Consider the following 26166-nt stretch of genomic DNA (forward strand, 5'->3'; position numbering starts at 1 on the left):
TATTGTCCAAAAAGATAATGATGTATTACTTAAAAGAACGACTTAAAAATAGAGCATATCAACAATTTTATCTAAGGCTATTAAGTATTACTGCATATAATAGTTTTATCAGTTTCATTATTGCGCGTTAACCATAATGAGAGTGCTTTAAGAGAATCTGGCGTAAATTCATCACAACGGGCACTAATTTCATCTGGTGTTAACCAACTGACTTCAACCACTTCACACTCTTGTAAAGCAAAAGGTCCGTGACTTACACAGCTAAATAAGCCGCCCCAGATCCGGCAATTATCACCTTCATAATAAAACACACCATGCTCCGCAAAAGGAACACCTGCGATCCCAAGCTCTTCTTCAGCTTCACGTTTTGCCGCCTCAAGAATATTTTCACCTTGAGTGACAACGCCCCCCGCAGTTGCATCGAGTAATCCAGGATAGAAATCTTTAGTATCTGTTCTTTTTTGTACTAAAATTTTTCCCATACCGTCATGAACAACAATATAAGTGGCTCGATGACGTAAGTTTTCTGCTCTCATCTGCCGACGAGTGGCCTGAGCAATTACTTCATTTTTATCATTAACGATATCAACCCATTCAACCACTTCGTTTTCTTCTGCCATCCCTAAAACCTTTTTTATTAACTTATCGACACAGTTTTTATACCGTAAATTTACTGCTGATATAGCTATTTCTATTATTCTGTACAAGGTATGCTTTTCATTGACCCCTTGCAAGTATTCGACATGAAATTTGGGTATTGTTTTTAACGTTAAGCGATACTAATCATAATCTCTAATAAAATGAGTTGAATTTTTTTAATTTACATCATAAAACTACAATATTTAATAAATACAATTTGCTAAGTCACCCTTTTTCGAGAAATTGAGTTCCATTCCAGCAATTTTCTTTAACAGATGCTATAGTTAGCACAATGATTGTTAACTTAAATTAGTCCGATTTTTCACAGGAGGCGATTATGCGGATTCTCATTACTGGCGGTACAGGGCTGATAGGTACTCCTCTTGTTCAGCGACTTGTCGGACGCAACGACAAAGTAACGGTATTGAGCCGTTCTCCGCAAAAAGTCTATAGCCTTTTTTGTGAAGCGGTTGAATGTTGGACTTCTTTACAAGATAAGACAGATCTCAATGATTTTGACGCGGTAATTAATCTCGCTGGAGAACCCATTACAGAAAAGCGTTGGAGCGAAGAACAAAAAAAATTGCTTTGCAATAGTCGTTGGAATGTCACTCAGCGTTTAGCCGAATTAATCAATGCCAGCAAAACGCCCCCCCACACTTTTTTATCCGGTTCTGCGGTGGGTTATTATGGTGACCAAGGACAAGCTGTTGTTACCGAGTCAGAAGAGCCACATGATGAATTTACCCATATGTTATGCCAGCGCTGGGAGTCGTTAGCGCTTGATGCGCAATCTGAATCAACTCGGGTTTGTTTAATGCGTACTGGGCTTGTAATGTCATTAAAAGGTGGCGCACTAGCCAAAGTCCTCCCAATTTTTAAAATGGGTGCTGGCGGGCCAATTGGTACCGGCAAACAATATATGCCGTGGATCCATATCAATGATATGGTGAGTGCTATCTGCTATCTATTGGATAACCCGACGTTATCAGGTCCATTCAATATGACATCACCTTATCCCGTACATAATGATCAATTCGCCGCTATGCTAGGTGAAGTCATTAACCGCCCTGCTTTTGTTCGCACACCCGCATTTGCCGTTAAAGCCATGCTCGGTGAAGCCGCAACCATGCTACTGGGTGGTCAACAAGCTATCCCTAAACGGTTAGAAGAAGCTGGATTTCAATTTGAATTCATTGAACTAAGAATCGCTTTAGAAGATTTATTTGCTCATGAGAAAAATGAAAATAATGGCGATTAATCCCTAAACAGCCCGCATTAGGGCTGTTTTACTTTGCACCTTGCCAGCGGTTAAACAGCTCTTCTTTTAACGTAATATCAAATTGGTCGAGCACTCTATTCACGGTTTGATCGACAATATCCTGAATAGTTTGAGGTTGATGATAAAACGCTGGCATAGGCGGCATAATCACAGCGCCAATTTCAGCGGCTTGCACCAATAACCGCAGATGTCCAAGGTGCAATGGTGTTTCTCGTACACCTAGTACCAATTTTTTCCCTTCTTTTAGTACGACATCAGCCGCGCGAGTCACTAACGTATCAGTATAACTATTAACAATACCTGAAAGTGTTTTCATCGTGCATGGCATAATTACCATGCCTGCGGTTCGAAAAGATCCTGAAGAAATAGCTGCAGCAATATCACGATTATCATAGGTATAATCAGCCAATTGCTGGACATCTTTGACGCTATAATCGGTTTCTAAGGATAATGTTTGGCGGGCAGCAGAGCTCATCACTAAATGAGTTTCCACCTGTTCAACAGGTTTAAGTACTTCTAACAACCTAACGCCATAAATAGCGCCACTTGCTCCCGTTAAACCGATGATTAATTTCTTCATCCTGCCCCCAGCTAAATAGATATTTTTTGTATAGTAACAATTATTATCGCGAAAAACCTCTAAATATCGTTGTTCTACATGCTACTTTACTCAGTAAGAATGAAATTATTACTTTTAAAAATTAAGCGATTACTTTGAGATGGACAAAAAAATACCCGCTGTCATCAACAACGGGTATTTTCTATTACAAATGAATATTAACCTTCGTTATAAATTTCAAGATCTTCAATTTCATGCTGATCTTTAACTTTCAGTTCATCATCTCGACGAAGGTCTTCTAAATAATCTAAATAAGTTTGGTCAATATCTTTCGTCACATAAATGCCATCAAAGACTGAACATTCAAACTCATTAATTTCAGGGTTTTCTTCACGTACAGCGTCGACAAGGTCACTCAGATCTTGGAAAATTAAGCCATCCGCACCAATAAGTTTACGGATTTCATCAACTTCACGGCCGTGAGCAATTAACTCATTTGCATTTGGCATATCAATACCATACACATTTGGGAAGCGAACTTCAGGCGCCGCAGAAGCAAAATAGACATTTTTAGCTCCAGCTTCACGAGCTAGTTCAACAATTTGCTCAGACGTTGTGCCACGGACAATTGAATCATCAACCAATAAAACATTTTTATCACGGAATTCCGCGCGGTTAGCATTTAGTTTACGGCGTACTGACTTTCTACGCTCTTGCTGACCTGGCATGATAAAAGTACGGCCAACATAGCGGTTTTTCACAAAACCTTGGCGATACGGCTTATTAAGAATATGCGCAATTTCCAATGCAATATCACAGGATGTTTCAGGAATTGGGATCACAACATCAATGTCTAAATCTTCCCATTCACGAGCAATTTTTGCGCCTAATTTTTGCCCCATTCTTAATCTTGCGTTATACACTGAAATCTTATCAATAAATGAATCTGGGCGCGCAAAATAGACGTATTCAAACAAGCAAGGTGTTAACTGCGGATTAACTGCACACTGGCGAGTATACAGTTCTCTTTGCTCCGTGACATAAACAGCTTCACCTGGTGCTACATCACGTAAAAATTCAAAACCTAATGTATCAAGGGCAACACTTTCTGAAGCCACCATATACTCTTGTGCGCCGTTATCCAGTATTCTGCGACCTAGAACCAATGGACGGATCCCATTAGGGTCACGAAATGCCAGCATTCCATGACCAATTATCAAGGCAACACAAGCATAAGCGCCACGTAATTTTTTATGGACTGCCGCAACGGCCGTAAAAATGTCATCCGGCTCTAATGGGAAATGATCAAAACGGTCTAATTCATAGGCTAAAATATTCAGTAGAATTTCAGAATCAGATGATGTATTGACATGACGGCGTGCCGTTTCGAATAAACTACGCGTTAATTCATGCGCATTTGTCAGATTACCATTATGTGCAAGCGCGATACCAAAAGGCGAATTCACATAAAAAGGCTGTGCTTCTGATGCACTTGAACTACCCGCTGTTGGATAACGAACATGGCCAAGCCCTATATTACCTTGTAACCGGAGCATATGCCGAGCTTCAAAAACATCTTTTACGAGACCATTGGCTTTACGTAAACGGATATTATTGTTGCTATCAATGGTAGCAATGCCTGCTGCATCTTGCCCACGGTGCTGTAGCACAGTTAAAGCATCATAAATTGATTGGTTGACCGGTGTTACACCGGCGATACCGACAATACCGCACATTTAGTCTTTCCTCATCAGCCAGACGGAGAAATATTCTCCGGTAGGAAACTTGACGCATTTTGCAGGTAGTCAAAAAACCACCTAATTATGTGACTGAACTGTGGAATAAGTTCTGAGCGTTGCCAATCCTCACTTTGAGGCAATGGAGTAAATGTATCCAGAAAAAATAACAGTGCTGATACAATTAATACTCCGCGCAATGCACCAAAACAAACTCCCAGAACACGATCTGTGCCCGATAACCCCGTTTTTTGCACTAAAGAGCTAATCACATAGTTGACAACGGCACCCACAATTAACGTTGCGATAAATAACGCTGCAATCGCAATACCGTTTCTCACCAGAATGTCGTCAAAGCGCGTAAAATAATCCGCTAAATAAGGATAAAATGTACTCGCAACAAAAAAGGCACAGCCCCATGTGATTAGTGATAATGCTTCTCTAACAAAACCACGGATCAAGCTTACCAATGCCGAAAAGCCAATAATGGCGATAATAACGTAATCTAACCAGACCATATCTTTTTCCAAAATTCGCACCCACGGCAGTGGCAGGAGTGCATTCTAACAGAAACGAAAACGTTTGCGTAACCATTTTACATACAATTTAAAAAATTAGCGGCGAAAAGAAAAATTCATATTCGCCGCAGTTATTACTTTAAAAAACTTTACTTACACATGCTATTCTTTAACTTAGTTAAGGTTTAAAAACCCTAATTTCGCCTTGTAAACCAGAAAGAGAACGCAGTTCTGGCAAGGCACTTTCTAGTCGCTGCCGAGAAGTTTCTGGTCCGACAAAAATCCGTGTTAATTGACCATTAACAGGGCGAGAAGGCACGGTATAAACTTGATAGCCAGAAAATCTCAATTTCGCGACAATTTCCTCAACTTTTCCCGCATTCTTCAATGCACCAAGCTGCACAACAAAAGCTTTGCCTTGTGGTGCTTGCACATCAGACTTAGGTTCTGGTTTCGGTTCAGGTTTTGGTTGAGGCTTAGGCTCAGGTTTTGGCTGCGGTTTAGGTTCGGGTTTTGGTTCAGGCTTTTTCGGCGCTTCAGTGATAATGTTTGGTGAACCTTGAGCCGGTGATGTCGCTACCTGTTGTTGCTCCGCCTGTTTTTGCTCAGAAATAGCCTCAGACAACATGGCTTCTGAATTCACACCGGAAGTGACTGTTTGTGTTAATGGTGCAATCGCTTCAATATCTTGCTCATCGCCAGGTTTAGGAATAATCGGAATGGCTGCAAATTCACTCTCATTGTATTTTTTATCCCCATCTAATAAAGCTGGCAATATAATGATCCCGGCTGCAACAAGAACTATGGCACCGACTAAACGATTCTGAAATTTACTCGCCACCGATATTATCCTTCTGTTTTTCTAACAACATCATGACATGGGCTACAGTATGAAATGAACCACACACAACAATAACATCATTGCTAGTTGCATCACGGCAAGCTTGTTCCCAAGCTGCATCTACTGAATCAAAGACTTGTGGTGATCCTAAATACTGGCTTAATTGGGATGCTGGTGCGCCACGAAACTCGGTTAATGGTGCAACATACCAGTCCGTTATTTGCTCAGATAAACACGCAAGTGTTCCTTGTATGTCTTTATCGCCTAACATACCAATCACAGCGCGAATACGTCGACCTTCAACCTGCGGCAATTGGCTTAAACGCATTGCTAAATAAGCCGCAGCATGTGGATTATGGGCAACATCTAAGATTGTTAATGGTTTTTCAGCAATAATTTGAAAACGCCCAGGTAACTGTGCAAATTTCAATCCATCAACAATTGCTTTATCAGTGATATATTGTGCTAATTTGCTATCAAGCTCTTTTAAACAACAAATTACCGCAAGAGCAGTAGCTGCGTTTGCTAATGGCACATTCGGTAATGGCAGGTTGAACCATTCACCTTTTGAACTTTGCCATGACCAACTTTTATTTTGTTCGTCGAATGTCCAATCTTTGCCACGCTGGAATAAAATAGTCCCTATCTTTTGCGAATATTCGCCAATCGAAAGCGGCATATCAGGCTCGCCAACTACGCCATAACGACCACTACGGAATATTCCTGCTTTCTCAAAACCAATATGTTCCCTATCCGACCCTAACCAATCTGTGTGATCGATAGCAATACTGGTTATTGCGCTGATATCTGCATCAACAACATTTGTCGCATCAAGGCGTCCACCTAAACCAACTTCAAGAATAACAACATCTAAGTCGGCTTGTTTGAACAACTTTAATGCCGCCAAAGTGCCATATTCAAAATAGGTCAGAGAAACATCACCGCGCTGCACTTCTATATCAGCGAAGACTTGGCAAAAACTTGATTCAGGAAGCTCTTGGCCTTGAATTCTTACGCGTTCTGTATAACGAATAAGATGTGGAGAACTATACACACCGACTTTTAATCCAGCCGCCATTAGAATGGATTCAAGTGTGTGGCAGGTTGTTCCTTTGCCATTTGTCCCTGTAACAGTGATCACTCTTGGTGCTGGCTGTAACAGTGCCATTTGGCGAGCAACTTTCCCGACTCGCTCTAACCCCATATCAATATTTTGGCTATGTAGGTCAGTGAGATAAGAAAGCCAAGTCTCCAAAGGAGACTCAGCATTAGGGATTGTGGATGGATTACTCATCATCTTTTTTATGCTTAGCAGACCCTTTATTGATTTCAGACTCATCAATATCAATTTCATCTTCAGTGATATCAATTTTTACGTCTTCTTCAACTTCAGGTATAACTGCTGTTGTTTCAAAACTAGGTTGGTTAGTCAACATCGCTAGGATATCAGCGAGCTTATCGCGCATTTCTGGGCGACGTACAATCATGTCGATTGCACCTTTTTCTAACAAAAACTCACTACGTTGGAAACCTTGAGGGAGTTTTTCTCTTACTGTTTGCTCAATAACGCGTGGACCCGCAAAGCCAATCAATGCTTTCGGTTCTGCAACATTAATGTCACCTAGCATTGCTAAACTTGCCGAAACGCCTCCCATAGTAGGGTCAGTCAAGACAGAAATGTAAGGTAAACCACGTTCTTGCATCTTCGCCAATGCTGCACTGGTTTTTGCCATCTGCATCAATGAAAGCAGTGCTTCTTGCATACGCGCACCACCACTCGATGAGAAACACACTAACGGGCAGTTATCTTCTAAAGCTTGTTCTACTGCACGGACAAAACGCGCACCCACAACGGATGCCATAGAACCGCCCATAAAGGAGAATTCAAATGCTGCAGCAACAACTGGCATACCTTTCAATGTGCCTTTCATTACAACAATAGCTTCTTTCTCTCCGGTCTCTTTTTGAGCCGCAGAAATTCTATCTTTGTATTTTTTTGAATCACGGAACTTGAGAATATCTTTTGGTTCAAGTTCACTACCTAATTCGCTTGTAGAATTTTCATCTAAGAAAGTTTCAAGGCGCTGGCGTGCATGAATACGCATGTGATGATCACATTTAGGGCAAACCTCTAGGTTACGCTCTAGTTCCGCGCCATATAATACTTGTCCACAACTATCGCACTTCGTCCACACTCCTTCTGGAATGTTAGCTTTATGTGATTGGGTCAAGTTTCCTTTCTTTAGTATTTTTTCAATCCAGCTCATTAATGGACCTTTTCGTCTGATTGATTTCTGGTTAACACCAGTATGTAATTTTGTGTCATTAAACCACAATGATATCTCACTGTGGATAAAAACTTTTTCATCTGTTATGCATTGTCAACTTTTGAGTCAACGACCTTTTTTTCTTTGGCTGCTGCACGACGATGGCGAATCACTTCGATGACGCCCGGAAGTATTGAAATAAAGATAATTGCCACAATCAATAATTTCAAATTCTTTTGTACAAACGGCAAATCACCGAACAGATATCCTGCATAGGTAAATAACAGTACCCATAATAATGCACCGAGTACATTATAAAAGGCAAAATGACGATAAGACATTTTGCCCATTCCTGCAACGAATGGGGCGAAAGTTCGGACAATCGGAACAAATCGAGCAAGAATTATTGCTTTTCCGCCGTGTTTTTCATAAAAAACATGTGTTTTTTCTAAATAAGAACGACGGAAAATTTTTGAATCTGGATTTTTGAACAATTTATCGCCAAATACGCGACCAATGGTGTAGTTAACTGCATCGCCAATAATTGCGGCTATAATCATTAACGCAACCATCAAATGAACATTTAAATCATTGCTTTCTAAGGCTGAAATAGCACCGGCGACAAACAAAAGAGAATCACCCGGTAAAAAAGGCGTCACCACTAAACCTGTTTCGCAAAACAAGATTAGAAATAAGATACCGTATACCCAAATTCCATATTCGGCCACTAGTTCTGCTAGATGGACATCAATATGTAAAATAAAATCGATGATAAAACTAATGAACTCCATAAATGCCCTCAATTGTTAATCGCATCCTTGCTATACCTTTTATAGGTTAAATCACTTTTTTGTCGTGATTTAAATTGCTTGTGTAGAATTCAATTCATCTGCTAGAAACAATGGCCCTAGCACATGGGTTGGTAAAGCAAATATTTCAGGGTAATCAACAGAGACTAAATACAGCCCTTCTGCTTTTGCTGTTGCAGCCGCTTTGGTTCTATCCTTAAGTGCCAATAATTCTGCCATCCAATTGATATCTTGATTACCACAACCAATTTCCAGCAAACTTCCAACAATATTGCGCACCATATGATGAACAAAAGCATTCGCTTTAATATCCACAACAACATAATTTCCATGACGCGTGACATTAATATGCATCACATTACGCCAAGGTGTACGTGACTGGCACTGCACAGCCCTAAACGAGGTAAAATCGTTTTCTCCCAATAGCGCTTGTGCTGCTACTTGCATTTTATTCTCATCTAACGGGTAATGAAAATGCGTAACACCGTTTGATAAAATTGCAGGGCGATACCGATGATTAAAAATAATGTAACGGTAACGACGCGCAGTAGCACTAAACCTAGCATGAAACTCATTATCAACTGGTTGGCACCAACGTACAGCAATATCCTCAGGTAAATGGGTATTCACTCCCATTGTCCAAGCAGCTTCTTTGCGTTGAGCTGTGGTTTCAAAATGAACAACCTGCCCTGTCGCATGAACGCCAGCATCAGTACGGCCTGCACAAAAGACGCTAACGGGATGGTTAGCGACTTTTGATAAAGCTTCTTCTAAACAGCCTTGTACACTTTTTACTTCTTGTTGGCGTTGCCAACCGTAATAACGGCTACCGTTATATTCGATGCCAAGCGCAATGCGTGACAATCGTTCTGGCTCAGACATTAGTAAAACAGCTCCTGTGCTAATTTTTCAGCTGTTTCAACTGCCATTAACGCACCACCGAATCGCACATTATCTGCGACAGACCAGAATTGAATAATTTCGGGAATACCATAATCATTACGGATACAGCCGACACTCAAAAATTCATTACCTGAAGCTTCTGTGACTTGTGTTGGATAATCACCCTCTTCTGAGACCTGAATATCGTCAAAACGTTCAAGTTCATCACGCGCTTCTTCTGCACCAATTGGACGCAATGTCTCAAGGTAAACAACTTGCGCATTTCCATAAAATACAGGTGATTGAATAAAGCTAACAGCAATGGGTAAGCCTTCATCTTGTGTCACCTTACGAACTTGCTCAATTAAACGGCGCTCTTGACGCACACTGCCTTCCATATCTGCCAATAATGGCAACATATTAAAAGCTAACTGCTTACTGAACATCCCTTCTTCAGCAGGAACTCCGTTTAATAAACGTGCGCTTTGACCAGCCAGTTCATCTACTGCGGCTTTACCATGAGCAGAAACTGATAACATATTAGTTAAGGTAATGCGGCCTAATCCAGCAGCATCTACTAATGGTTTAATTGCACTGAGTAATTGGCTTACATAACTATCAGCCAAAGCAATAATATTGCGGTTGCGATAATCAGCTAAAACATGTGGGTTAACATTTGGCACAATTAGCGGCACATCAGGTTCTAGAGCAAAAACACCACTATTATCAATGACAATACAACCATCTTGTGCTGCGCGTTCTGCATATTCCAGACTTGCCGTTTCACCAGCTGCAAAAAAAGCAATTTGAGCCTGTGACCAATCAAAATCAACAGCATCTTCAACTTGGTAACTTTTACCATTAAAGCGAATGACTTCACCTGCACTGCGCTCACTTGCAAGTAAATATAATTCACCAACCGGAAATTCACGTTCTTGTAATAGTGCTAAAATAGCTTCACCGACTGAGCCGGTAGCGCCTAATAACGCAATATTCCAACCTTCCGTCATTGCTGTTTCTCCAAAAATAAATGATCAATGAGGCGGCTTGCTACTCATCGAATAAATAATTCATTGATATTATTTAATTAAATACGCATTAAAACCCAATGCATTCAGTTGCTCAGCAACTTGGGCATCATCACAATGAACAGTCAGTGATGACCACTCACGACGCTCTTGGTAATGCTTACGTAGTTTGTCAAATTCCCCCTGAATTGCGGCAACTTGGCGTAATAACGCATCATCTCGGCGCACATCATACACCAGATGAACTAGCCTTTTGAGTAGGCTTTGCGATACTTTACCACGAATAGTAATTTCGCTAATTTCAGGGCTTGGTAATAAGGAAGAGAGTGCAATGTTGTCCGGGCGCCCTAAGAATTGACAATACGCCTCATAAACTTGTGTTGTACCACGCGCTTTTCCTTCTAAGGTATAACCTGCAATATGCGGTGTACCAATATCAACTCGCGCCAATAATTGAGTATCCAGATTAGGTTCTGGCTCCCAAACATCTAAAACAACATGCAATTTTTTATTTTGGTTTAATAATGCAAGCAAGGCTTGGTTATCAATAACTTCACCACGGCTGGCATTAATTAGAATGGTTCCATCGCGTAAATTAGCCAGTCGCGTCTCATCCATTAAATGAAATGTTTTATCCACACCATCCATATTCAGTGGCGTATGAAAGGTCAGCACATCAGCGTCAGATAATAGCGTTTCTATTGGTAGGAAATCGCCTTTATCACCTTTTGCTGCACGCGGCGGATCACAAAGAAGCGTTTTCACTCCCCAAGCCGTTAACCTATCAGCTAAACGCCCACCGACATTACCAACACCAATAATACCGACTGTTTTATCACGTAAATCAAAATTATCACGTTCAGCTAGCATCAAAAGTGCTGAAAAAACATATTCGACAACCGCGATTGCATTACAGCCTGGCGCAGAGGAAAAACCAATATTTGCTTTAGAAAGCCAATTTGTATCAACGTGGTCAAAGCCAGCTGTTGCCGTTCCCACAAATTTTACAGGTGTTTTGCTCAATAATGATTCGTTAACTTTCGTAATTGAACGAACCATCAGAGCATCTGCATCGAGGAGTTCAACCTCTGGCACTGGGCGTCCAGATACCGCCTTAACATTTCCCAACTTGCTAAATAGCTGCTGGGCATAAGGCATATTTTCATCAACCAGAATTTTCACTTAGCTTGTCCTAATATTGTTTTCTATTATCAGCTTTTTGTATGATCCAGCCGACTAATTACGCTTTAGAATACGGGTTATTTTGCCACGTTCTGACGCTATTTCCTATGCGTGATTATGAGTTAAATCATTATAAAGCTACCCTAAAAATATTTTTAGAGTACAGAATAGAAACAATATTACTTAGAGCGAAAACGGTCAGGTGTCATACCAGAAACTTGCTGGAACATGGCAATAAATGCTGATGCTGAACTATATCCCACATCATATGCCACTTCGTGAACACTTTTCCCTTTTTCCAAAGCAGAAACTGCATGTAGATAACGTAAACGTTGACGCCATTCACTGAACGACATACCAAGTTCCTGCTGGCAACGGCGTGATAATGTGCGCTCAGAGGTATAGCTGCGTGTTGCCCATTGAGCTAATGTTGAATTATCAGCTGGATCTTTTTGTAATGAAGTCAGAATTGGTGATAAAAATTTATCTTTTGTGGTTGGTAAGTAAGTATCTTGGCAAGGAGATAAGGTAAATTGATCGACTAATACACTTGCTAAACGTTTATCCTCTTCTGTTTTAGGCTCAACAATACCTCGCTGGTAAAGATCAGTCATAATCGTTTTGAAGATAGAGCTCAAACGAACAACACATGGTTTTTGAGTCAACCTTTCATTAAGTTTTTGTGAAAAGTCAATAATCTGAAATTTCACGCTCTCTTTATTAAAACTGGAATGTAATACATTCGCTGGTATCCAGATACAAAATTCTGGCGGCGCAAGATAATGTTTTCCCCCAACTTCCATCTCCATAATGCCACATGCGACATAAAGCAATTGCCCAAAAGAATGAGTATGTGATTTATATTCGGTCTGTGTATCTATCTGCGTATAACGCAATGCAATAAATTCTGGTTCAATAATATTACATTCATTTATATGCAATACTGGTGAATCTTTGTGCTTGATCATATATCTTGTCTGAAAACCGTTATCGAATGTCTGATTATCAGTATATATAAAAAATCTGACAACTGTATACTACTGTCATTCGTGTCAGAGGAAGTTTTTAATGAAAAATTTATTATTTCCGCTTATTGCGGTTTTACTGTGGTCTATCAATGCTATCGTCAATAAAGCTGCTGCAACAGCAATAGATCCGGCAGCAATCTCATTTTATCGTTGGGCCTTAGCATTACTGGTTATGTCACCTTTTGTTCTTCGTTCTGTGCTAAAAAATCAACATATCATCAAAAAACATTGGTGGCAGCTCGCTATTTTAGGCGCATTAGGAATGATGATTTATCAAAGTTTAGCTTATTATGCCGCACATAGCGTTAGTGCAACATTCATGGGAATTATGAACTCATTAATTCCATTGCTAACAGTTGTAATCAGTATTTTTGTATTACGCGTTATTCCTACTCTTGGAATTGTTCTCGGGACATTTTTATCTTTAATCGGGCTAGTTTGGTTAGTCAGCCAAGGTAACCCTGCCAATTTATTTACTCAAGGCTTAGGCTCTGGTGAATTATTAATGTTAGTTGCTTCCGCGGCTTATGCATTATATGGCGTATTAACCAAACGTTGGGGAATACCACTTTCAAGTTGGGATTCACTTTATGTGCAGATATTCTTTGGCGTGATTTTATTATTACCTAACTTTTTACTTGCTGATGATGTTACGCTGACTAAAAATAATATTGGTCTTGTTATATTCGCCGGTATTGCAGCATCAATTATTGCGCCAGCATTATGGATACAAGGTGTCATACGTTTAGGCGCTAATACAACATCTATTTTTATGAACTTAGCCCCCGTATTTACCGCTATCATCGCTATATTTGCACTTGGCGAAGAATTAAAAAGTTATCATTTAATCGGTGGTGGTGTTGTCCTAATTGGTGTTATGTTAGCTCAACAATTACGAACACCATTAACTGAGCTATTTAAAAATAAAAAAAGAAATTCACAGAAAAAAGATTGCTTAAACGATAACAGCCAGTAAAATTAACCCTCAAGCAATGCAATGTCGTAATTCATATGCCCCACACTAGTGGGGCTATGTTTTTTTAATATTCACAACTTTCTTTATCATCCTGAATTTTTTAATCGCCTCATCCAACAAAAAATCTTTTAGTTCCTCTTTAATTTCACCAATTATTTCCTGAGTGGGAACCTGAAGGCTATCAGCTTATCGATAGGAAAAAATAAAGGCAATATATTTAGCGCCTTATTGTATTAACTCAAAATCAAATTGACTCTTATTATTTCTTTATTTTGAATGAAATTAATCTTTCATCTAATAAATTAACCGGTTTACCATTAATTAATGCTGTTGCTGACACAATCTTCGTCTGCATCTTATAGGTGTTACAACCTCTTTCGTCATAGATAGGCACTAATTGAGCGTTTTCATAATCTCTTCCACCATTTTCCTTTTTATTTAAACTATTAAACCCAAAAGGAGGAAAGGCAACCGTCTGTTCCTGTATAAACGGCTCATCATCAGAATGATCTTCTGTGATTATTTGAACTTTGACACGCAAATTTTCAACTGGAATATTTTTATAACTAAAAATACCAAAAGATAATTCACACTTAGTTAAAGCACTACTATCACCGCTAAATGTCGAAATCCGCTGCATAACCAGTTTTGGTAGTTCATTCTTAAGGTCATCACGCATTTTTTTATCTGATTGACAAAGCGCTATATATTTAGAACGCGAAAAATTTTCACTAAACCCGTAATATGATTTTTCATAATAGTCAGCTGCTTTATTACAATCTGTTGAAACGGATTGTCCATTATAATAAAACTGGCTTAAATATTTTGAAGCTTCCGTCGGATTGTAATCTTTAACACTTTCAAATAAAGATAATGCTTTTTTATAATCAACTTCAGTAAGTACACCTTTGTAATATATTTTAGCTAGATTCATTGGTGCATCATTGTCACCGGACGCTATCGCTTTTTTATACCATTCAATGGCTTTTTGTGGATCTTGTTTTATTCCCCAATCACCTTTTTCATATAAATGTGCGACAATATTTTGAGAGCTTGGATCACCTAATTCAGCGGCTTTTCGAAACCATTTTAAAGCCTCAATATCTTTTTCATTACTTTCTAATGCTGAATATCTAAAATTATATAAATGCCCAACTTGGAAGTTAAGCCTTGCATCTTTTTCGTTCTCAATTGCCCATACTTTCGCTAAATGTAAGGTATCTTGCTTACTAAACCCCATACGAGTAAACATTAATTGTGTTTGCGCATCCCCAGTCGATAACCATCTAGATAAATTCTCAATAAAATTAGCACGAAGATCGGGATTGGTTTCTGCCTCTACTTTTGCATCATACAATTCAATACTTAAATTATTTGCTATCTCAAGTGGGATATCATTCTTATTTATCTTTTCAGCAAATTGAGCTGCTTTTTTGCTATTTTTATCAATTCCAATGCCATATTGATAAAAATACCAAGCATTACCGCAACCATAGTCACCGCCGAGATCACAAGATTGCTGATAATACGCTAGCGCCTTGTTAATATCTTTTGGCGTATTAATCCCATGCTCATAAATAAAACCTAAAGTGCTTAACGCATGTGGATTACCTTCTTTTGCATATAAATCAAATACAGCCTTTGTGGTCATATCACCATTTTCATATCGAGTTAATAATGTTTCTATTGGCGTATTTGATTCAGCATGTGCTCCATTGGAAAGAGCAAATAATGTAGACAGCAATACAAATTTAATGTGTTTTTTATTCATTATAAATACCAATTAATTAATAACCTGCCACTCATCATTGACTAATACTAACGTTTTTGTTTTTGGCTGTTGATTAGTAATACTCTTTTGTAGTGCAGGGAAAGCCTCTACGATTGGTTCATCTTTTACCCACGGAGCTATATTTATCACTTGATATGAAAAAGTGATTTCTACTTCGTCAATAACTTCATCTTTCGTTCTATTTTCAATAGGAGGATCTATAGAAATAATTTTATCTATTTTATAATTTCCTGCACAAAATGAACGTCTTCCTTTATTCACTAAATACTTATTACCCTCATCCGTTAGGCTGTAACGATATCCATTAGGCTCACCAACTTCATTTTTAATTGGCTCTTTATTTAATAGCCCGACAGATTCCAATGCATTGTAATAATTCATATATTTCTGATACGTTGCCTTTACTTCTTCTGCAGGAAGAAACAAACCCGTTTTACTGAGATCGATTACCGCGGGGAAAGGTTTATCGGTATCTTTAGGAACAGGAGTAGGAATAAGACAAACATCTTCGTAATAATGTTCTAATACGCTTTTTAAATTACTTTCACTTAATTCATTGCTAGCTTGATCACAACCAGTAAGTATATATCCACTCATTAAGAAGCATGTAAAACCTAATAACTTATTCTTATTCATAATATAAATTTTTATCTAATGTTATTAATGAAGTTAACTTTTGTTATTAGGATACTCTGTAAGAATAACTAACTCTACAAAATTAAGTCTATTTTATAAAACTCAACATTTTATTAACGAATTAATCTTGATATGACAATTAAATATTGATGGTGAAATCTAAAAGAGATGATGGGAATTTAGAAAGAATAATAAAATAGAATTGAAAGTATTATCAGATTAGCGATAGAAAATGCCGCCCTCAATAAATTGCGGGCGGCATCAAATTATGCTTTGTATTTACTCATGACCAAAGTCGCATTTGTACCACCGAAGCCGAAGCTATTCGACATAACGGTATCTAATGCCTGTTCAGTCGTTTCTGTGATGATTTTCAAACCTGCTGCTTTTTCATCAAGATTTTCAATATTAATGCTTGGTGCAATAAAACCATGCTCTAACATCAGCAAGCTATAAATTGCTTCATGAACACCAGCAGCACCTAATGAGTGACCACTCATTGCTTTAGTTGCAGAGATAGCCGGAGAATTATGACCAAACACTTCTTGGATAGCTTCTAATTCTTTGGTATCACCAACAGGTGTTGATGTGCCATGAGTATTGATATAATCAATTTTATCAATACCTTGCATTGCCATTTGCATACAACGCACTGCGCCTTCACCTGATGGTGCGACCATGTCTGCGCCATCGGAAGTTGCACCGTAACCCACGATTTCAGCGTAGATATGTGCGCCACGTGCTAATGCATGTTCTAGCTCTTCAACAACAACAATACCGCCGCCGCCAGCGATAACAAAGCCATCGCGACCATTATCATAAGTTCTTGATGCTTTACTTGGTGTGTCATTGTATTTTGTTGACAATGCACCCATTGCATCAAATTCACAACTCATTTCCCAACTCAGTTCTTCACCACCGCCCGCAAATACAACATCTTGTTTGCCTAGTTGGATAAGTTCTACTGCGTGACCGATACAGTGTGCTGATGTTGAGCAAGCTGAACTCATTGAATAGTTCACACCTTTAATTTTAAAAGGAGTTGCTAGGCAAGCTGAAATACCAGATCCCATTGCGCGAGTAACCATATATGGACCAACGCCACGCAAACCTTTAGCTCGCATACCATCAGAACCCGCAACTTGGTTACGTGGTGAACCGCCACCCGATCCCACAACTAAACCGGTACGAATGTTTGAAATTTGTTCATCAGTTAAACCGGAATCACTAATTGCCTGTTCCATTGCAAGATATGCATATACGGAACAATCACTCATGAAACGGCGGATCTTACGGTCAATCAGACCTTCAGTATCCAATTTAACATTACCCCAGACGTGGCTACGCAGCCCCGCCTCTTTAAATTCTTCTGAAAAAGTGATCCCTGAACGACCTTCTTTCAAAGAGGCCAATACTTCTTCTTGGTTGTTACCGATGCTAGAAACAATTCCTAGACCAGTGATGACCGCACGCTTCATTCATTACCTCTTGGCTTTAATTTGTAATTGCCGGATTATGACCAACACTTTAGCTTACACTTGTACGCTGAACAAGTCCGATCAGGGTAAATATTTGTATTTTTTTCTTTCGTTATGCGGTTAGATTTTTGTTTGAAGCTAGCCTTACAGGTTATTGCGCGTTAAAATTCAGCTATTATTTCGCAAATCACAGGCGTAACTCGTGAAAAAATCAGTTATTCAAACCGCTCATCTTAGCTGGAGCGATGATGGTATTCCCACTTCAACCCAATTTGATGACGTCTATTTTTCTGACCAAGGTGGGCTAGAAGAAACGCGTCATGTTTTTTTGCAAGGAAACCAATTCCCAGCACGCTTTGAAAACCACCCCTTTGAAACGTGTATTATTGCTGAAACGGGCTTTGGGACTGGGTTAAACTTCCTCACCTTATGCCAATGTTTTGAGCAATTTAAACTAGCTCATCCCCAAGCAAAACTTCAACGTTTACATTATATCAGCTTTGAAAAATACCCTTTAAGCCTAGAAGACCTAAAAGCTGCTCATCGCCGTTGGCCAGAGCTTAGCCGGCTATCAGAAATGCTTTGTGAACAATGGCCATTACCTTTAGCTGGTAACCATCGAATTATATTAAAAAATGGCAATATCATACTGGATTTATGGTTTGGTGACGTAAATGAGCTATTACCTCTACTTAATAGCAATCTAAACAATAAGATAGATGCTTGGTTTTTGGATGGATTTGCACCGTCTAAAAATCCGCAAATGTGGAGCGAACAACTGTTCACTGCAATGGCAAAATATGCGCGTAAAGGAGGGACATTTGCGACCTTCACGGCAGCAGGTTTTGTCAAACGTGGTTTGCGACAAGTTGGCTTTACCATCAAAAAAGTAAAAGGTTTTGGTCGTAAACGGGAAATGTTGACAGGAATTTTAGAACAAAAAGATGACATTAAGATGACACCTTGGTTTTATCGACATTCAGCTAATAACCCGAAAGATATTGCAATTATTGGTGGCGGGTTAGCAAGTTTAGTCACAGCTTACGCCCTAACCCAACGTGGCGCTCATGTTACGATTTATTGTAAAGATAAACAGATTGCTCAAAATGCCTCTGGTAATCGCCAAGGTGCTGTTTATCCTCTACTTAATGGGCGAGATGATCCACTAGAACGTTTTTTTGTTAGTGCTTTCCCCTATGCAAGACGTTTTTATGACCAACTGCAACATTCAGGTTTACAATTTGATTGTGCTTGGTGTGGCGTATCAGAACTTGCTTACCATGATAGAAGCCAGCGAAAAATTAGTGCCATGTTGCAAACTCAATGGCCAGAAGGTTTTGCAGTCGGTAAAACTCGGGAACAATTGAGTCAGATAGCGGGTCTTGATATCAATCATGATGGCATTCACTATTCTGATGGTGGCTGGTTATCGCCAGCGCAATTATGTGAAAACTTGGTTCATAAACTAAAAGAACATCACGTTAATTTTTGTTTTGAACACAATATCACTCATTTAGAAAACACACCGTCAGGTTGGCAACTTGAGGCGACAGTTACAGTTAAAGAAGGACAGCAAACCTTTTTACATCAAACCGTTATTGTTGCTAATGGACATTTGCTAAATCAGTTTTTACAAACACAGCCACTTCCTATTACGCCTGTAAAAGGACAAGTTAGCCATATTCCTAGTAACCCTGAATTGAAGCAGCTTAATAATGTGCTGTGCTATGAGGGTTATCTCACGCCAATAAACCCCAATAACCAACAACATTGCATTGGTGCTAGCTATCATCGTAATCAGCTTGATTTTGCATATAGTGAAGCTGACCAAAAAGAAAATAAGCAAAAATTAGTCAATAGCTTACCGGATGTTGATTGGCCTCAAACGATTGATATATCTACTCATCAAGCTCGTCAGGGCATTCGTTGCGTTATTCGCGACCACATGCCACTTGTCGGCAATATTCCTGATTTCGCTCGTTTAATGGAATGCTACGAAAATCTTGAAGTCAAAATTGAACAAAATGTGGATATTGAATTAGCGCCAAGCTATGAGAATTTATTTGTTATGGGCGCATTGGGTTCCCGAGGGCTTTCAACGGCACCATTATGTGGTGAATTATTAGCTGCACAAATATTTGCAGAACCATTACCTTTAGATGATGAAACATTAGCCGCCCTGCACCCTAACCGTTTTTGGGTAAGAAAATTACTCAAAGGACGTGAAGTGAAAAATGAATCTTCAATAATGAGAGAAAATACAAAGTAATCCTAGCAATCTAAACATTTTCAATGGTGTTTAGATTGCTAAAAGCATTTTCACAAAGCTAATAATAGATTAATAATCAATCTATTATTACACTGTAACCGAGATCACCATGGCACAACGATCTTGCGCATTAAACCCTGCTTCCACTTCTTCTTGTAAAATAGATTTTAGTTCTTCCGATAAATCGGACTCACCCAGTAATCTAAAACCTAGGCGTTGATAATAAGGTGCATTCCAAGGTATATCTCGAAATGTGGTTAAACTCACAAAAGGGATCCCTTGTTCTTGAGCATAAGCAAGAATATGCTGAATGAGTTGCTTTCCTATCCCTTTTCCTTGCCATATATGGCAAACGGACACTTCATTAATATGTAAACTATTTTCTAATTTTTGAGTATTAATAAAGCCTATTGGCAAATCGTCATTATCAACCGCAACCCATTCCATTTGCTGTTGCACATATTCAATATGATCTTGCTCTGATTGTACATCACCCTCTGCAATCCAATTAAATTGTGGATGACCACGAAAACTTTGAGCTGCGGAAGCTTCTATTACAGGTAATTTATTAACATCTTTTATATTCGCTTGGCGAATAACAAACATAACCTTCCCTTATACAAAAAGAGGGTTTCCCCTCTTTTCAATGATAAAAAATGAAAATAGTCTTTCAACAAATAAAACTGCAATTAACGCACATCGTCCAATAATGTTTTCCACATATTGAGGACAAGAATTTGGTCAGGTGGTGTTAATTCGCCACCTTTAATGGCTTGTTGAATACTTTGTTCGACGCGTTGATATAAAGCATCTGCGCTGACTTCATTTTCTTCTTCTAATTCTGCTACAGCAAGGGTTAAATGCCCACGTAAATAGCCACCCGCAAATAACTCATCATCACTTGCGTGTTCAACCATATCATCAATTTTTGTCAGTATGCGTGTTTCAAAATCCGCAAGCATGCTTAATCCTTACTGTTGTTAATGTATTATTTGGCAAAAAGATCTTCCGGATAAGGGAAATCTTTCGCACTAAGTGGAGGCGTATTGTAAAACGATTGTAACGCGTTAACAAAGCGTAATGGTCTTTCTGGAATACCATTGGCTAAATATTCCATAACTTGTGCATGCACTTTTCGTTGAAATGCAATACGATCAGGCTCAAAACTGCCTTCCAAGTTATCGCAACTCACATTGAAAGGGATACCAACTGCGGCACAAAATAGCCAATCAAATGCTTGAGGCTTTATCTCTACAACTTCAAAATCGCATTGCGTTTTTTCATCTCGACCATCAGGACAATACCAATAGCCATAATCAACTTGTTGACGCCGAGCAGCTCCCGCAATACACCAATGAGAAATTTCATGTAATGCGCTGGTAAAAAAACCATGAGCAAAAACAATACGGTTGTACGGAGTTTCGTCGTCAGCAGGAAGATAAATAGGTTCATCCTCTCCCTTAACAAGTTTTGTGTTGTACTCTTCGCCAAAGCACTCTTCAAAAATATCAATAAGTTGCTGATAATGATGTTTAGTCATGAAAATTTAAATCATCTTAAAATAATGAAATAACCCAAGCCTTGATAGCATCACCATGGTTATCATGAAGTAATTTAATACTCATTAATAAAGAGATAACGACAATCATTGGTCGGATCAGCTTTTGTCCTTTAGTTAACACTAACCTAGCACCCAGTCTCGCGCCAACCATTTGGCCGATAAGCATAACAAAGCCTAATGTCCAAAGAACATGACCTCCGATAATAAAAAAGACTAAAGAGCCAAGATTCGAGGCAAAATTAAGCAATTTTGCATGGGCAGTCGCTTTAGCAAGGTTATAGCCTAATAACAAAACATAACCTAACGCCATGAATGAGCCAGTCCCCGGACCAAATGCCCCATCATAAAAACCCATTCCCAGCCCAATGGTCATACCAAATACTGGCATGCTTACCCGCTGATGGCGATCTTCTATACCAATTGAAGGTGTTAATAGAAAATAGAGACCAACAAAGATAATCATCATCGGTAATAACTGTTTCAGAAAATCAGTGCTAATCATCTGGATCAGAATAGCACCTAACATCGAACCAAAAACAGTCATGATGAAAGGGAATCTTTGCTCTCGTAAACTAATTGCCTTTCGTTTTACAAAATAGAGCGTCGAGGAAAAAGAACCACCAACTGCTTGTAATTTATTGGTTGCAAGCGCCTCTACAGGTGTAATACCCGCAGAGAGCAATGCCGGAATTGTCAATAAGCCACCACCACCTGCGATGGAATCAATAAAACCCGCAAAAAGCGCAACAAAAAACAGAAGTAAATAAACTTCAGGTGCAACGGCGGTCAGCCAATCCATTTTTTAATCCAGAAACCAGAATTAGAGGGGATAGATATATACGATATCTTGCCTAGATGCTTTGTTTAAGGAGGCGACATCTAAACCTTCGTCATGCATATAAATAACAGAATGCATTGGGAAGACAATAAGATTAGTCTCCCCAATGAGTTAATATGACTTATACAAAAGGCTTCATTGTCGGAATGACATCAGCACACTGCCCACGATGGCGTAAAAAATGATCCATTAAGACAATTGCCAACATAGCTTCTGCAATAGGAACAGCACGGATACCAACACAAGGATCATGGCGACCTTTGGTTATCATCTCAACTTCTTCACCATGCCGATTTAATGTTTTACCGGAAACCGTAATACTGGAGGTAGGTTTCATTGCAATATGGGCAATAATAGGCTGACTACTGCTAATTCCCCCTAAAATACCGCCAGCATGATTTGAGGTAAATCTAGCTTCCGTGATTTCATCACGATTTTCACTGCCTTTTAGGCTGATAACATCAAATCCATCACCAATTTCAACGCCTTTAACTGCATTAATGCTCATTAAAGCGTGAGCAATATCGGCATCCAAACGGTCAAAAACAGGTTCACCTAAACCTGCCGGAACATTTTCAGCGATGACAGTCACTTTAGCCCCGATAGAATCACCTTCTTTTTTAATCCACGCAATAATTCATCAAGTGCTTCTAATTTACTTGGATCAGGGCAGAAAAAAGGATTATCTTCAACAATTGACCAATCTTTGATATCACATTTCACAGAGCCCATTTGAGTTAGGCAACCACGAATAGTTATCCCAAACTTTTCATGCAGATATTTTTTAGCTATCGCACCAGCAGCCACACGCATGGCTGTTTCTCGGGCAGATGAACGACCACCACCGCGATAATCTCGCATACCATACTTTTGCTCATAGGTATAATCGGCATGCCCTGGTCTAAAGACATCTTTGATAGCACCATAATCTTGTGAGCGCTGGTCAGTATTTTCGATTAATAAGCCTATGCTAGTGCCTGTCGTCACGCCATTAAAAACACCCGAAAGAATTTTAACTTGGTCTGGTTCACGACGTGCCGTGGTGTAACGTGAAGTGCCTGGACGGCGGCGATCAAGATCACCTTGTAAATCAGCTTCTGTCAATTCCAGTCCTGGTGGAACACCATCAATAATGCAACCTAATGCTAAACCGTGTGATTCCCCAAATGTGGTAACACGAAATAATTGACCTATTGAATTTCCTGCCATAACCAATTCCTATATGAATTTTTTATTGTGATGTTGTGTGGAAAAGTTAAATTTTTTATATTCTAAACAATGTTAATCCATGTACTGTTGGAAATGGGCGCTATGCTCAACCAATTGCTCACGTGTTAACATAAAGACGCCATCACCACCAAATTCAAATTCTAACCAAATGAACGGAATTTCTGGGTATTGATCAATAAGATGAACCATACTATTGCCCACTTCGCAAATCAGTACACCTTCATCAGTAAGGAAACGCGGAGCATTAGCTAAAATACGGCGAACTAATTGAAGACCATCATTGCCAGCCGCAAGTGCTAATTCAGGCTCTACACGGAATTCCTCTGGTAAATCATCCATATCCTCAGCATCAACATAAGGTGGATTCGTCACTATTAAGTCATATTTAACTTCAGGCATGTCTCTAAACAGATCTGAACGAATTGGGATAACGCGGTGGGTTAATCCGTGATTTTCAATGTTCAGTTCAGTGACAGCCAGCACATCTGTAGAAATATCTACTGCATCAACTTCTGCCTCTGGAAATTCATAAGCACAAGCAATTGCAATACAGCCACTGCCAGTACACATATCCAATATGTTGTAAGGTTCATCAGCAAGTAACCCAACAAAGTGGTTATTGATAAGTTCACCAATTGGCGAACGCGGAATTAAAACGCGTTCATCGACATAAAATTCATGGCCGCAGAACCAAGAGCGGTTTGTCAGATAAGCAACTGGAATACGTTCATTGATACGGCGTAAAACACGCTCAATAATACGATGGCGCTCCGTTGGAGTTAGGCGTGAAGAGAGCAACTCATCAGGAATGTCGAGAGGTAAATATAGCGTTGGCAACACTAATTGCAGCGCCTCATCCCAAGCATTATCCGTGCCATGACCATAATAAACATCGGCAGCATTGAAGCGGCTCATTGTCCAGCGCAAAATGTCCTGAATGGTATGAAGCTCAGCGACAGCCTCATCAACGAAGATCTTTTCCAAGAAGGGTTTCTCCAGAGTGTATATCAAAAGGTTTTAAGTTTGCCATGAAGTGAAAGACAAATCAGCAGTTAATATCAGAAATATACAGGGATGATTCATTTTTGACGAGTCTAAAACAATAGAAATCATGGTTTGCAAGATAGAAAAATCCTTCATTATCTAAGTATAAATAATGAAGGATTAATATTAATGCTGATAAAGGATAATTTTTTTATTCTACCATTTCAGCTTCATAACGAGACTCAACCTTTTTAGTCGGCTTTTTCACCCATAATGTATAAGCCACTGACAGTATCACTAACCAAATAATACCGACATATAAAGCAATGCGTGTATCTTCAAAATAACCTAGCACACCAAAGATAAACAGCATAAAGATAATCGCGATGATTGGACCAACTGGCCAGAATGGAACAGGGAATTTTAGTTTACTCGCTTCTTCTTTAGTCATTTTTCTCCGCATAGCGACTTGCGAAACTAAAATCATCAACCACACCCAAATAGTTGCAAAAGTGGCAATTGACGCGATGACTAAGAATACTTTTTCAGGAATAAGGTAATTCAATACTACACCAACTAATAAAATGACTGACATTGCCAACACTGTCATCCATGGCACGCCATTTTTTGTTAATTTTGTGAATACTTTAGGTGCTTGCCCTTCATGTGCCATTCCATACATCATGCGCCCTGCACCAAAAATGTCACTATTAATTGCCGAAATAGCGGCTGTGATCACTACAACATTGAGAATATTCGCAGCCGATTGAATACCTAAACTATCAAAAATCTGCACAAATGGGCTGCCTTGTTGACCAATTTGGTTCCACGGATAGATACACATCAATACAAGTAATGTCAGCACATAGAATAGTAGGATACGAATAGGAACGGCATTTATTGCCCGTGGAATTGTCACTTCAGGATTTTTCGCTTCACTTGCAGTGATCCCAATAACTTCAATACCACCAAAGGCAAACATCACCACGGCAAATGATGCAATCACCCCTCCAACCCCATTTGGCATAAAGCCGCCATAGTCAAAGAGATTTGAAAGACCAACAGCATGATCAGAGACTTGACCAAAGCCAAACATCATGATTGCAGCGCCACCTAAAATCATGGCAATAATAGCGACAATTTTGATGATAGAGAGCCAAAACTCCATTTCGCCAAATACTTTCACATGACATAGGTTAATAGCACCAATAAAACAGATGATACTGAGAACCCAAATCCATTGTTCAACATCGGGGAACCAAAGTTTCATGTAGAAACCAAATGCAGTGACATCGGCTAAGCAGACAATCAACATTTCAAAAACATAAGTCCAACCTGCGAAAAAACCGGCTATTGGACCTAAATAGTGACTCGCATATTGAGAAAATGAGCCAGCAATAGGATTGTGAACTGCCATTTCTCCCAGTGCGCGCATGACCATGAAAACGGCAGCACCACCAATGATATAAGCAATTAAAACCGCAGGACCTGCCGTTTCAATTGCTTTAGCTGAACCATAAAAAAGACCTGTTCCAATTGCTGCCCCGAGGGCCATAAACCGGATATGACGCGCAGAAAGTCCACGCGTAAGTTTTGATGTGCTTTGCATGATTTATCCTTCATAATTATTG

The 26166-nt window shown here is 39.3% G+C and carries 24 protein-coding genes and 1 pseudogene; 3 read left to right on the forward strand and 22 right to left on the reverse strand.

What is annotated here, in order from left to right:
- Window positions 1-80: 80 nt before the first annotated feature.
- On the reverse strand, window positions 81-620 hold the full coding sequence (gene yfcD / locus OO7_RS11480; protein ID WP_008916098.1) for an NUDIX hydrolase YfcD: 540 nt from the start codon (window positions 618-620) through the stop codon (window positions 81-83).
- A gap of 356 nt (window positions 621-976) precedes the next feature.
- Between yfcD and OO7_RS11485 the strand changes: the two genes are divergently transcribed.
- Window positions 977-1900, forward strand: a complete 924-nt coding sequence (locus tag OO7_RS11485) for a TIGR01777 family oxidoreductase (protein WP_008916099.1) — start codon at window positions 977-979, stop codon at window positions 1898-1900.
- 28 nt (window positions 1901-1928) lie between these two features.
- Here the strand turns inward: OO7_RS11485 and OO7_RS11490 are convergent, their stop codons facing one another.
- The 11 genes from OO7_RS11490 to OO7_RS11540 form a co-directional block, all read right to left on the reverse strand.
- Window positions 1929-2501: a UbiX family flavin prenyltransferase gene (locus OO7_RS11490; protein ID WP_008916100.1), complete on the reverse strand. Its 573-nt coding sequence runs from the start codon at window positions 2499-2501 to the stop codon at window positions 1929-1931.
- A gap of 197 nt (window positions 2502-2698) precedes the next feature.
- Complete coding sequence (gene purF / locus OO7_RS11495) at window positions 2699-4216, reverse strand: amidophosphoribosyltransferase (RefSeq protein WP_008916101.1); 1518 nt, start codon at window positions 4214-4216, stop codon at window positions 2699-2701.
- Between the two features lie 14 nt (window positions 4217-4230).
- Window positions 4231-4734, reverse strand: coding sequence for a colicin V production protein (gene cvpA, locus OO7_RS11500; protein WP_008916102.1), 504 nt, complete (start codon window positions 4732-4734; stop codon window positions 4231-4233).
- A gap of 178 nt (window positions 4735-4912) precedes the next feature.
- Window positions 4913-5575 carry a cell division protein DedD gene (gene dedD, locus OO7_RS11505; RefSeq protein ID WP_008916103.1) on the reverse strand — a complete coding sequence of 221 codons (663 nt, stop codon included), beginning with the start codon at window positions 5573-5575 and terminating at the stop codon, window positions 4913-4915.
- Complete coding sequence (gene folC / locus OO7_RS11510) at window positions 5565-6869, reverse strand: bifunctional tetrahydrofolate synthase/dihydrofolate synthase (protein ID WP_201764257.1); 1305 nt, start codon at window positions 6867-6869, stop codon at window positions 5565-5567. Before folC ends, dedD begins: the two co-directional genes overlap by 11 nt.
- Complete coding sequence (accD, locus tag OO7_RS11515; protein WP_043892883.1) at window positions 6862-7842, reverse strand: acetyl-CoA carboxylase, carboxyltransferase subunit beta; 981 nt, start codon at window positions 7840-7842, stop codon at window positions 6862-6864. Before accD ends, folC begins: the two co-directional genes overlap by 8 nt.
- A gap of 104 nt (window positions 7843-7946) precedes the next feature.
- Window positions 7947-8633 (reverse strand): DedA family protein, encoded by a 687-nt coding sequence (locus OO7_RS11520; protein WP_008916106.1) that lies wholly within the window; start codon window positions 8631-8633, stop codon window positions 7947-7949.
- A gap of 69 nt (window positions 8634-8702) precedes the next feature.
- The gene (gene truA, locus OO7_RS11525; protein WP_008916107.1) at window positions 8703-9533 is read right to left on the reverse strand and encodes a tRNA pseudouridine(38-40) synthase TruA; all 831 of its coding nucleotides are present in this window, start codon (window positions 9531-9533) and stop codon (window positions 8703-8705) included.
- Window positions 9533-10543: an aspartate-semialdehyde dehydrogenase gene (locus OO7_RS11530; protein WP_008916108.1), complete on the reverse strand. Its 1011-nt coding sequence runs from the start codon at window positions 10541-10543 to the stop codon at window positions 9533-9535. Before OO7_RS11530 ends, truA begins: the two co-directional genes overlap by 1 nt.
- 69 nt (window positions 10544-10612) lie before the next feature.
- A complete protein-coding gene (pdxB, locus tag OO7_RS11535; RefSeq protein ID WP_008916109.1) occupies window positions 10613-11743 on the reverse strand; it encodes a 4-phosphoerythronate dehydrogenase PdxB in 1131 nt (376 codons plus the stop codon).
- 179 nt (window positions 11744-11922) lie between these two features.
- Window positions 11923-12711, reverse strand: a complete 789-nt coding sequence (locus OO7_RS11540) for an AraC family transcriptional regulator (protein WP_008916110.1) — start codon at window positions 12709-12711, stop codon at window positions 11923-11925.
- Window positions 12712-12811: 100 nt separating this feature from the next.
- Here OO7_RS11540 and OO7_RS11545 point away from each other — a divergent pair, with 100 nt between their 5' ends.
- Complete coding sequence (locus OO7_RS11545) at window positions 12812-13747, forward strand: DMT family transporter (RefSeq protein ID WP_008916111.1); 936 nt, start codon at window positions 12812-12814, stop codon at window positions 13745-13747.
- A 259-nt stretch (window positions 13748-14006) separates the two neighbouring features.
- On the opposite strand, the gene OO7_RS11550 is transcribed toward OO7_RS11545, so the two are convergent.
- The 3 genes from OO7_RS11550 to fabB all read right to left on the reverse strand — a co-directional run bounded on the left by OO7_RS11550 (window position 14007) and on the right by fabB (window position 17653).
- Entirely contained in the window at window positions 14007-15518 is a 1512-nt protein-coding gene (locus tag OO7_RS11550; RefSeq protein WP_008916112.1) for a tetratricopeptide repeat protein, read from the reverse strand.
- Window positions 15519-15530: 12 nt separating this feature from the next.
- Window positions 15531-16136 carry a hypothetical protein gene (locus tag OO7_RS16235; RefSeq protein WP_008916113.1) on the reverse strand — a complete coding sequence of 202 codons (606 nt, stop codon included), beginning with the start codon at window positions 16134-16136 and terminating at the stop codon, window positions 15531-15533.
- A 305-nt stretch (window positions 16137-16441) separates the two neighbouring features.
- Window positions 16442-17653: a beta-ketoacyl-ACP synthase I gene (gene fabB, locus OO7_RS11560; protein ID WP_008916114.1), complete on the reverse strand. Its 1212-nt coding sequence runs from the start codon at window positions 17651-17653 to the stop codon at window positions 16442-16444.
- A 202-nt stretch (window positions 17654-17855) separates the two neighbouring features.
- Between fabB and mnmC the strand changes: the two genes are divergently transcribed.
- Window positions 17856-19922 (forward strand): bifunctional tRNA (5-methylaminomethyl-2-thiouridine)(34)-methyltransferase MnmC2/FAD-dependent 5-carboxymethylaminomethyl-2-thiouridine(34) oxidoreductase MnmC1, encoded by a 2067-nt coding sequence (gene mnmC, locus OO7_RS11565; protein WP_008916115.1) that lies wholly within the window; start codon window positions 17856-17858, stop codon window positions 19920-19922.
- 87 nt (window positions 19923-20009) lie between these two features.
- Here the strand turns inward: mnmC and OO7_RS11570 are convergent, their stop codons facing one another.
- The 7 genes and pseudogenes from OO7_RS11570 to OO7_RS11600 all read right to left on the reverse strand — a co-directional run bounded on the left by OO7_RS11570 (window position 20010) and on the right by OO7_RS11600 (window position 26144).
- Window positions 20010-20528: a GNAT family N-acetyltransferase gene (locus OO7_RS11570; protein ID WP_008916116.1), complete on the reverse strand. Its 519-nt coding sequence runs from the start codon at window positions 20526-20528 to the stop codon at window positions 20010-20012.
- A gap of 83 nt (window positions 20529-20611) precedes the next feature.
- Window positions 20612-20884 (reverse strand): YfcL family protein, encoded by a 273-nt coding sequence (locus tag OO7_RS11575; RefSeq protein WP_008916117.1) that lies wholly within the window; start codon window positions 20882-20884, stop codon window positions 20612-20614.
- Window positions 20885-20910: 26 nt separating this feature from the next.
- The gene (locus OO7_RS11580; RefSeq protein WP_008916118.1) at window positions 20911-21462 is read right to left on the reverse strand and encodes an elongation factor P hydroxylase; all 552 of its coding nucleotides are present in this window, start codon (window positions 21460-21462) and stop codon (window positions 20911-20913) included.
- 16 nt (window positions 21463-21478) lie between these two features.
- A complete protein-coding gene (locus OO7_RS11585; RefSeq protein ID WP_008916119.1) occupies window positions 21479-22282 on the reverse strand; it encodes a TSUP family transporter in 804 nt (267 codons plus the stop codon).
- A gap of 160 nt (window positions 22283-22442) precedes the next feature.
- Window positions 22443-23530 (reverse strand): annotated as a pseudogene (aroC, locus tag OO7_RS11590) (chorismate synthase).
- 72 nt (window positions 23531-23602) lie between these two features.
- The gene (gene prmB, locus OO7_RS11595; RefSeq protein ID WP_008916122.1) at window positions 23603-24535 is read right to left on the reverse strand and encodes a 50S ribosomal protein L3 N(5)-glutamine methyltransferase; all 933 of its coding nucleotides are present in this window, start codon (window positions 24533-24535) and stop codon (window positions 23603-23605) included.
- Window positions 24536-24746: 211 nt separating this feature from the next.
- Window positions 24747-26144 carry an amino acid permease gene (locus OO7_RS11600; protein ID WP_008916123.1) on the reverse strand — a complete coding sequence of 466 codons (1398 nt, stop codon included), beginning with the start codon at window positions 26142-26144 and terminating at the stop codon, window positions 24747-24749.
- Window positions 26145-26166: the final 22 nt, after the last annotated feature.

Source organism: Providencia sneebia DSM 19967, from assembly GCF_000314895.2.
GTDB classification, from domain to species: domain Bacteria; phylum Pseudomonadota; class Gammaproteobacteria; order Enterobacterales; family Enterobacteriaceae; genus Providencia; species Providencia sneebia.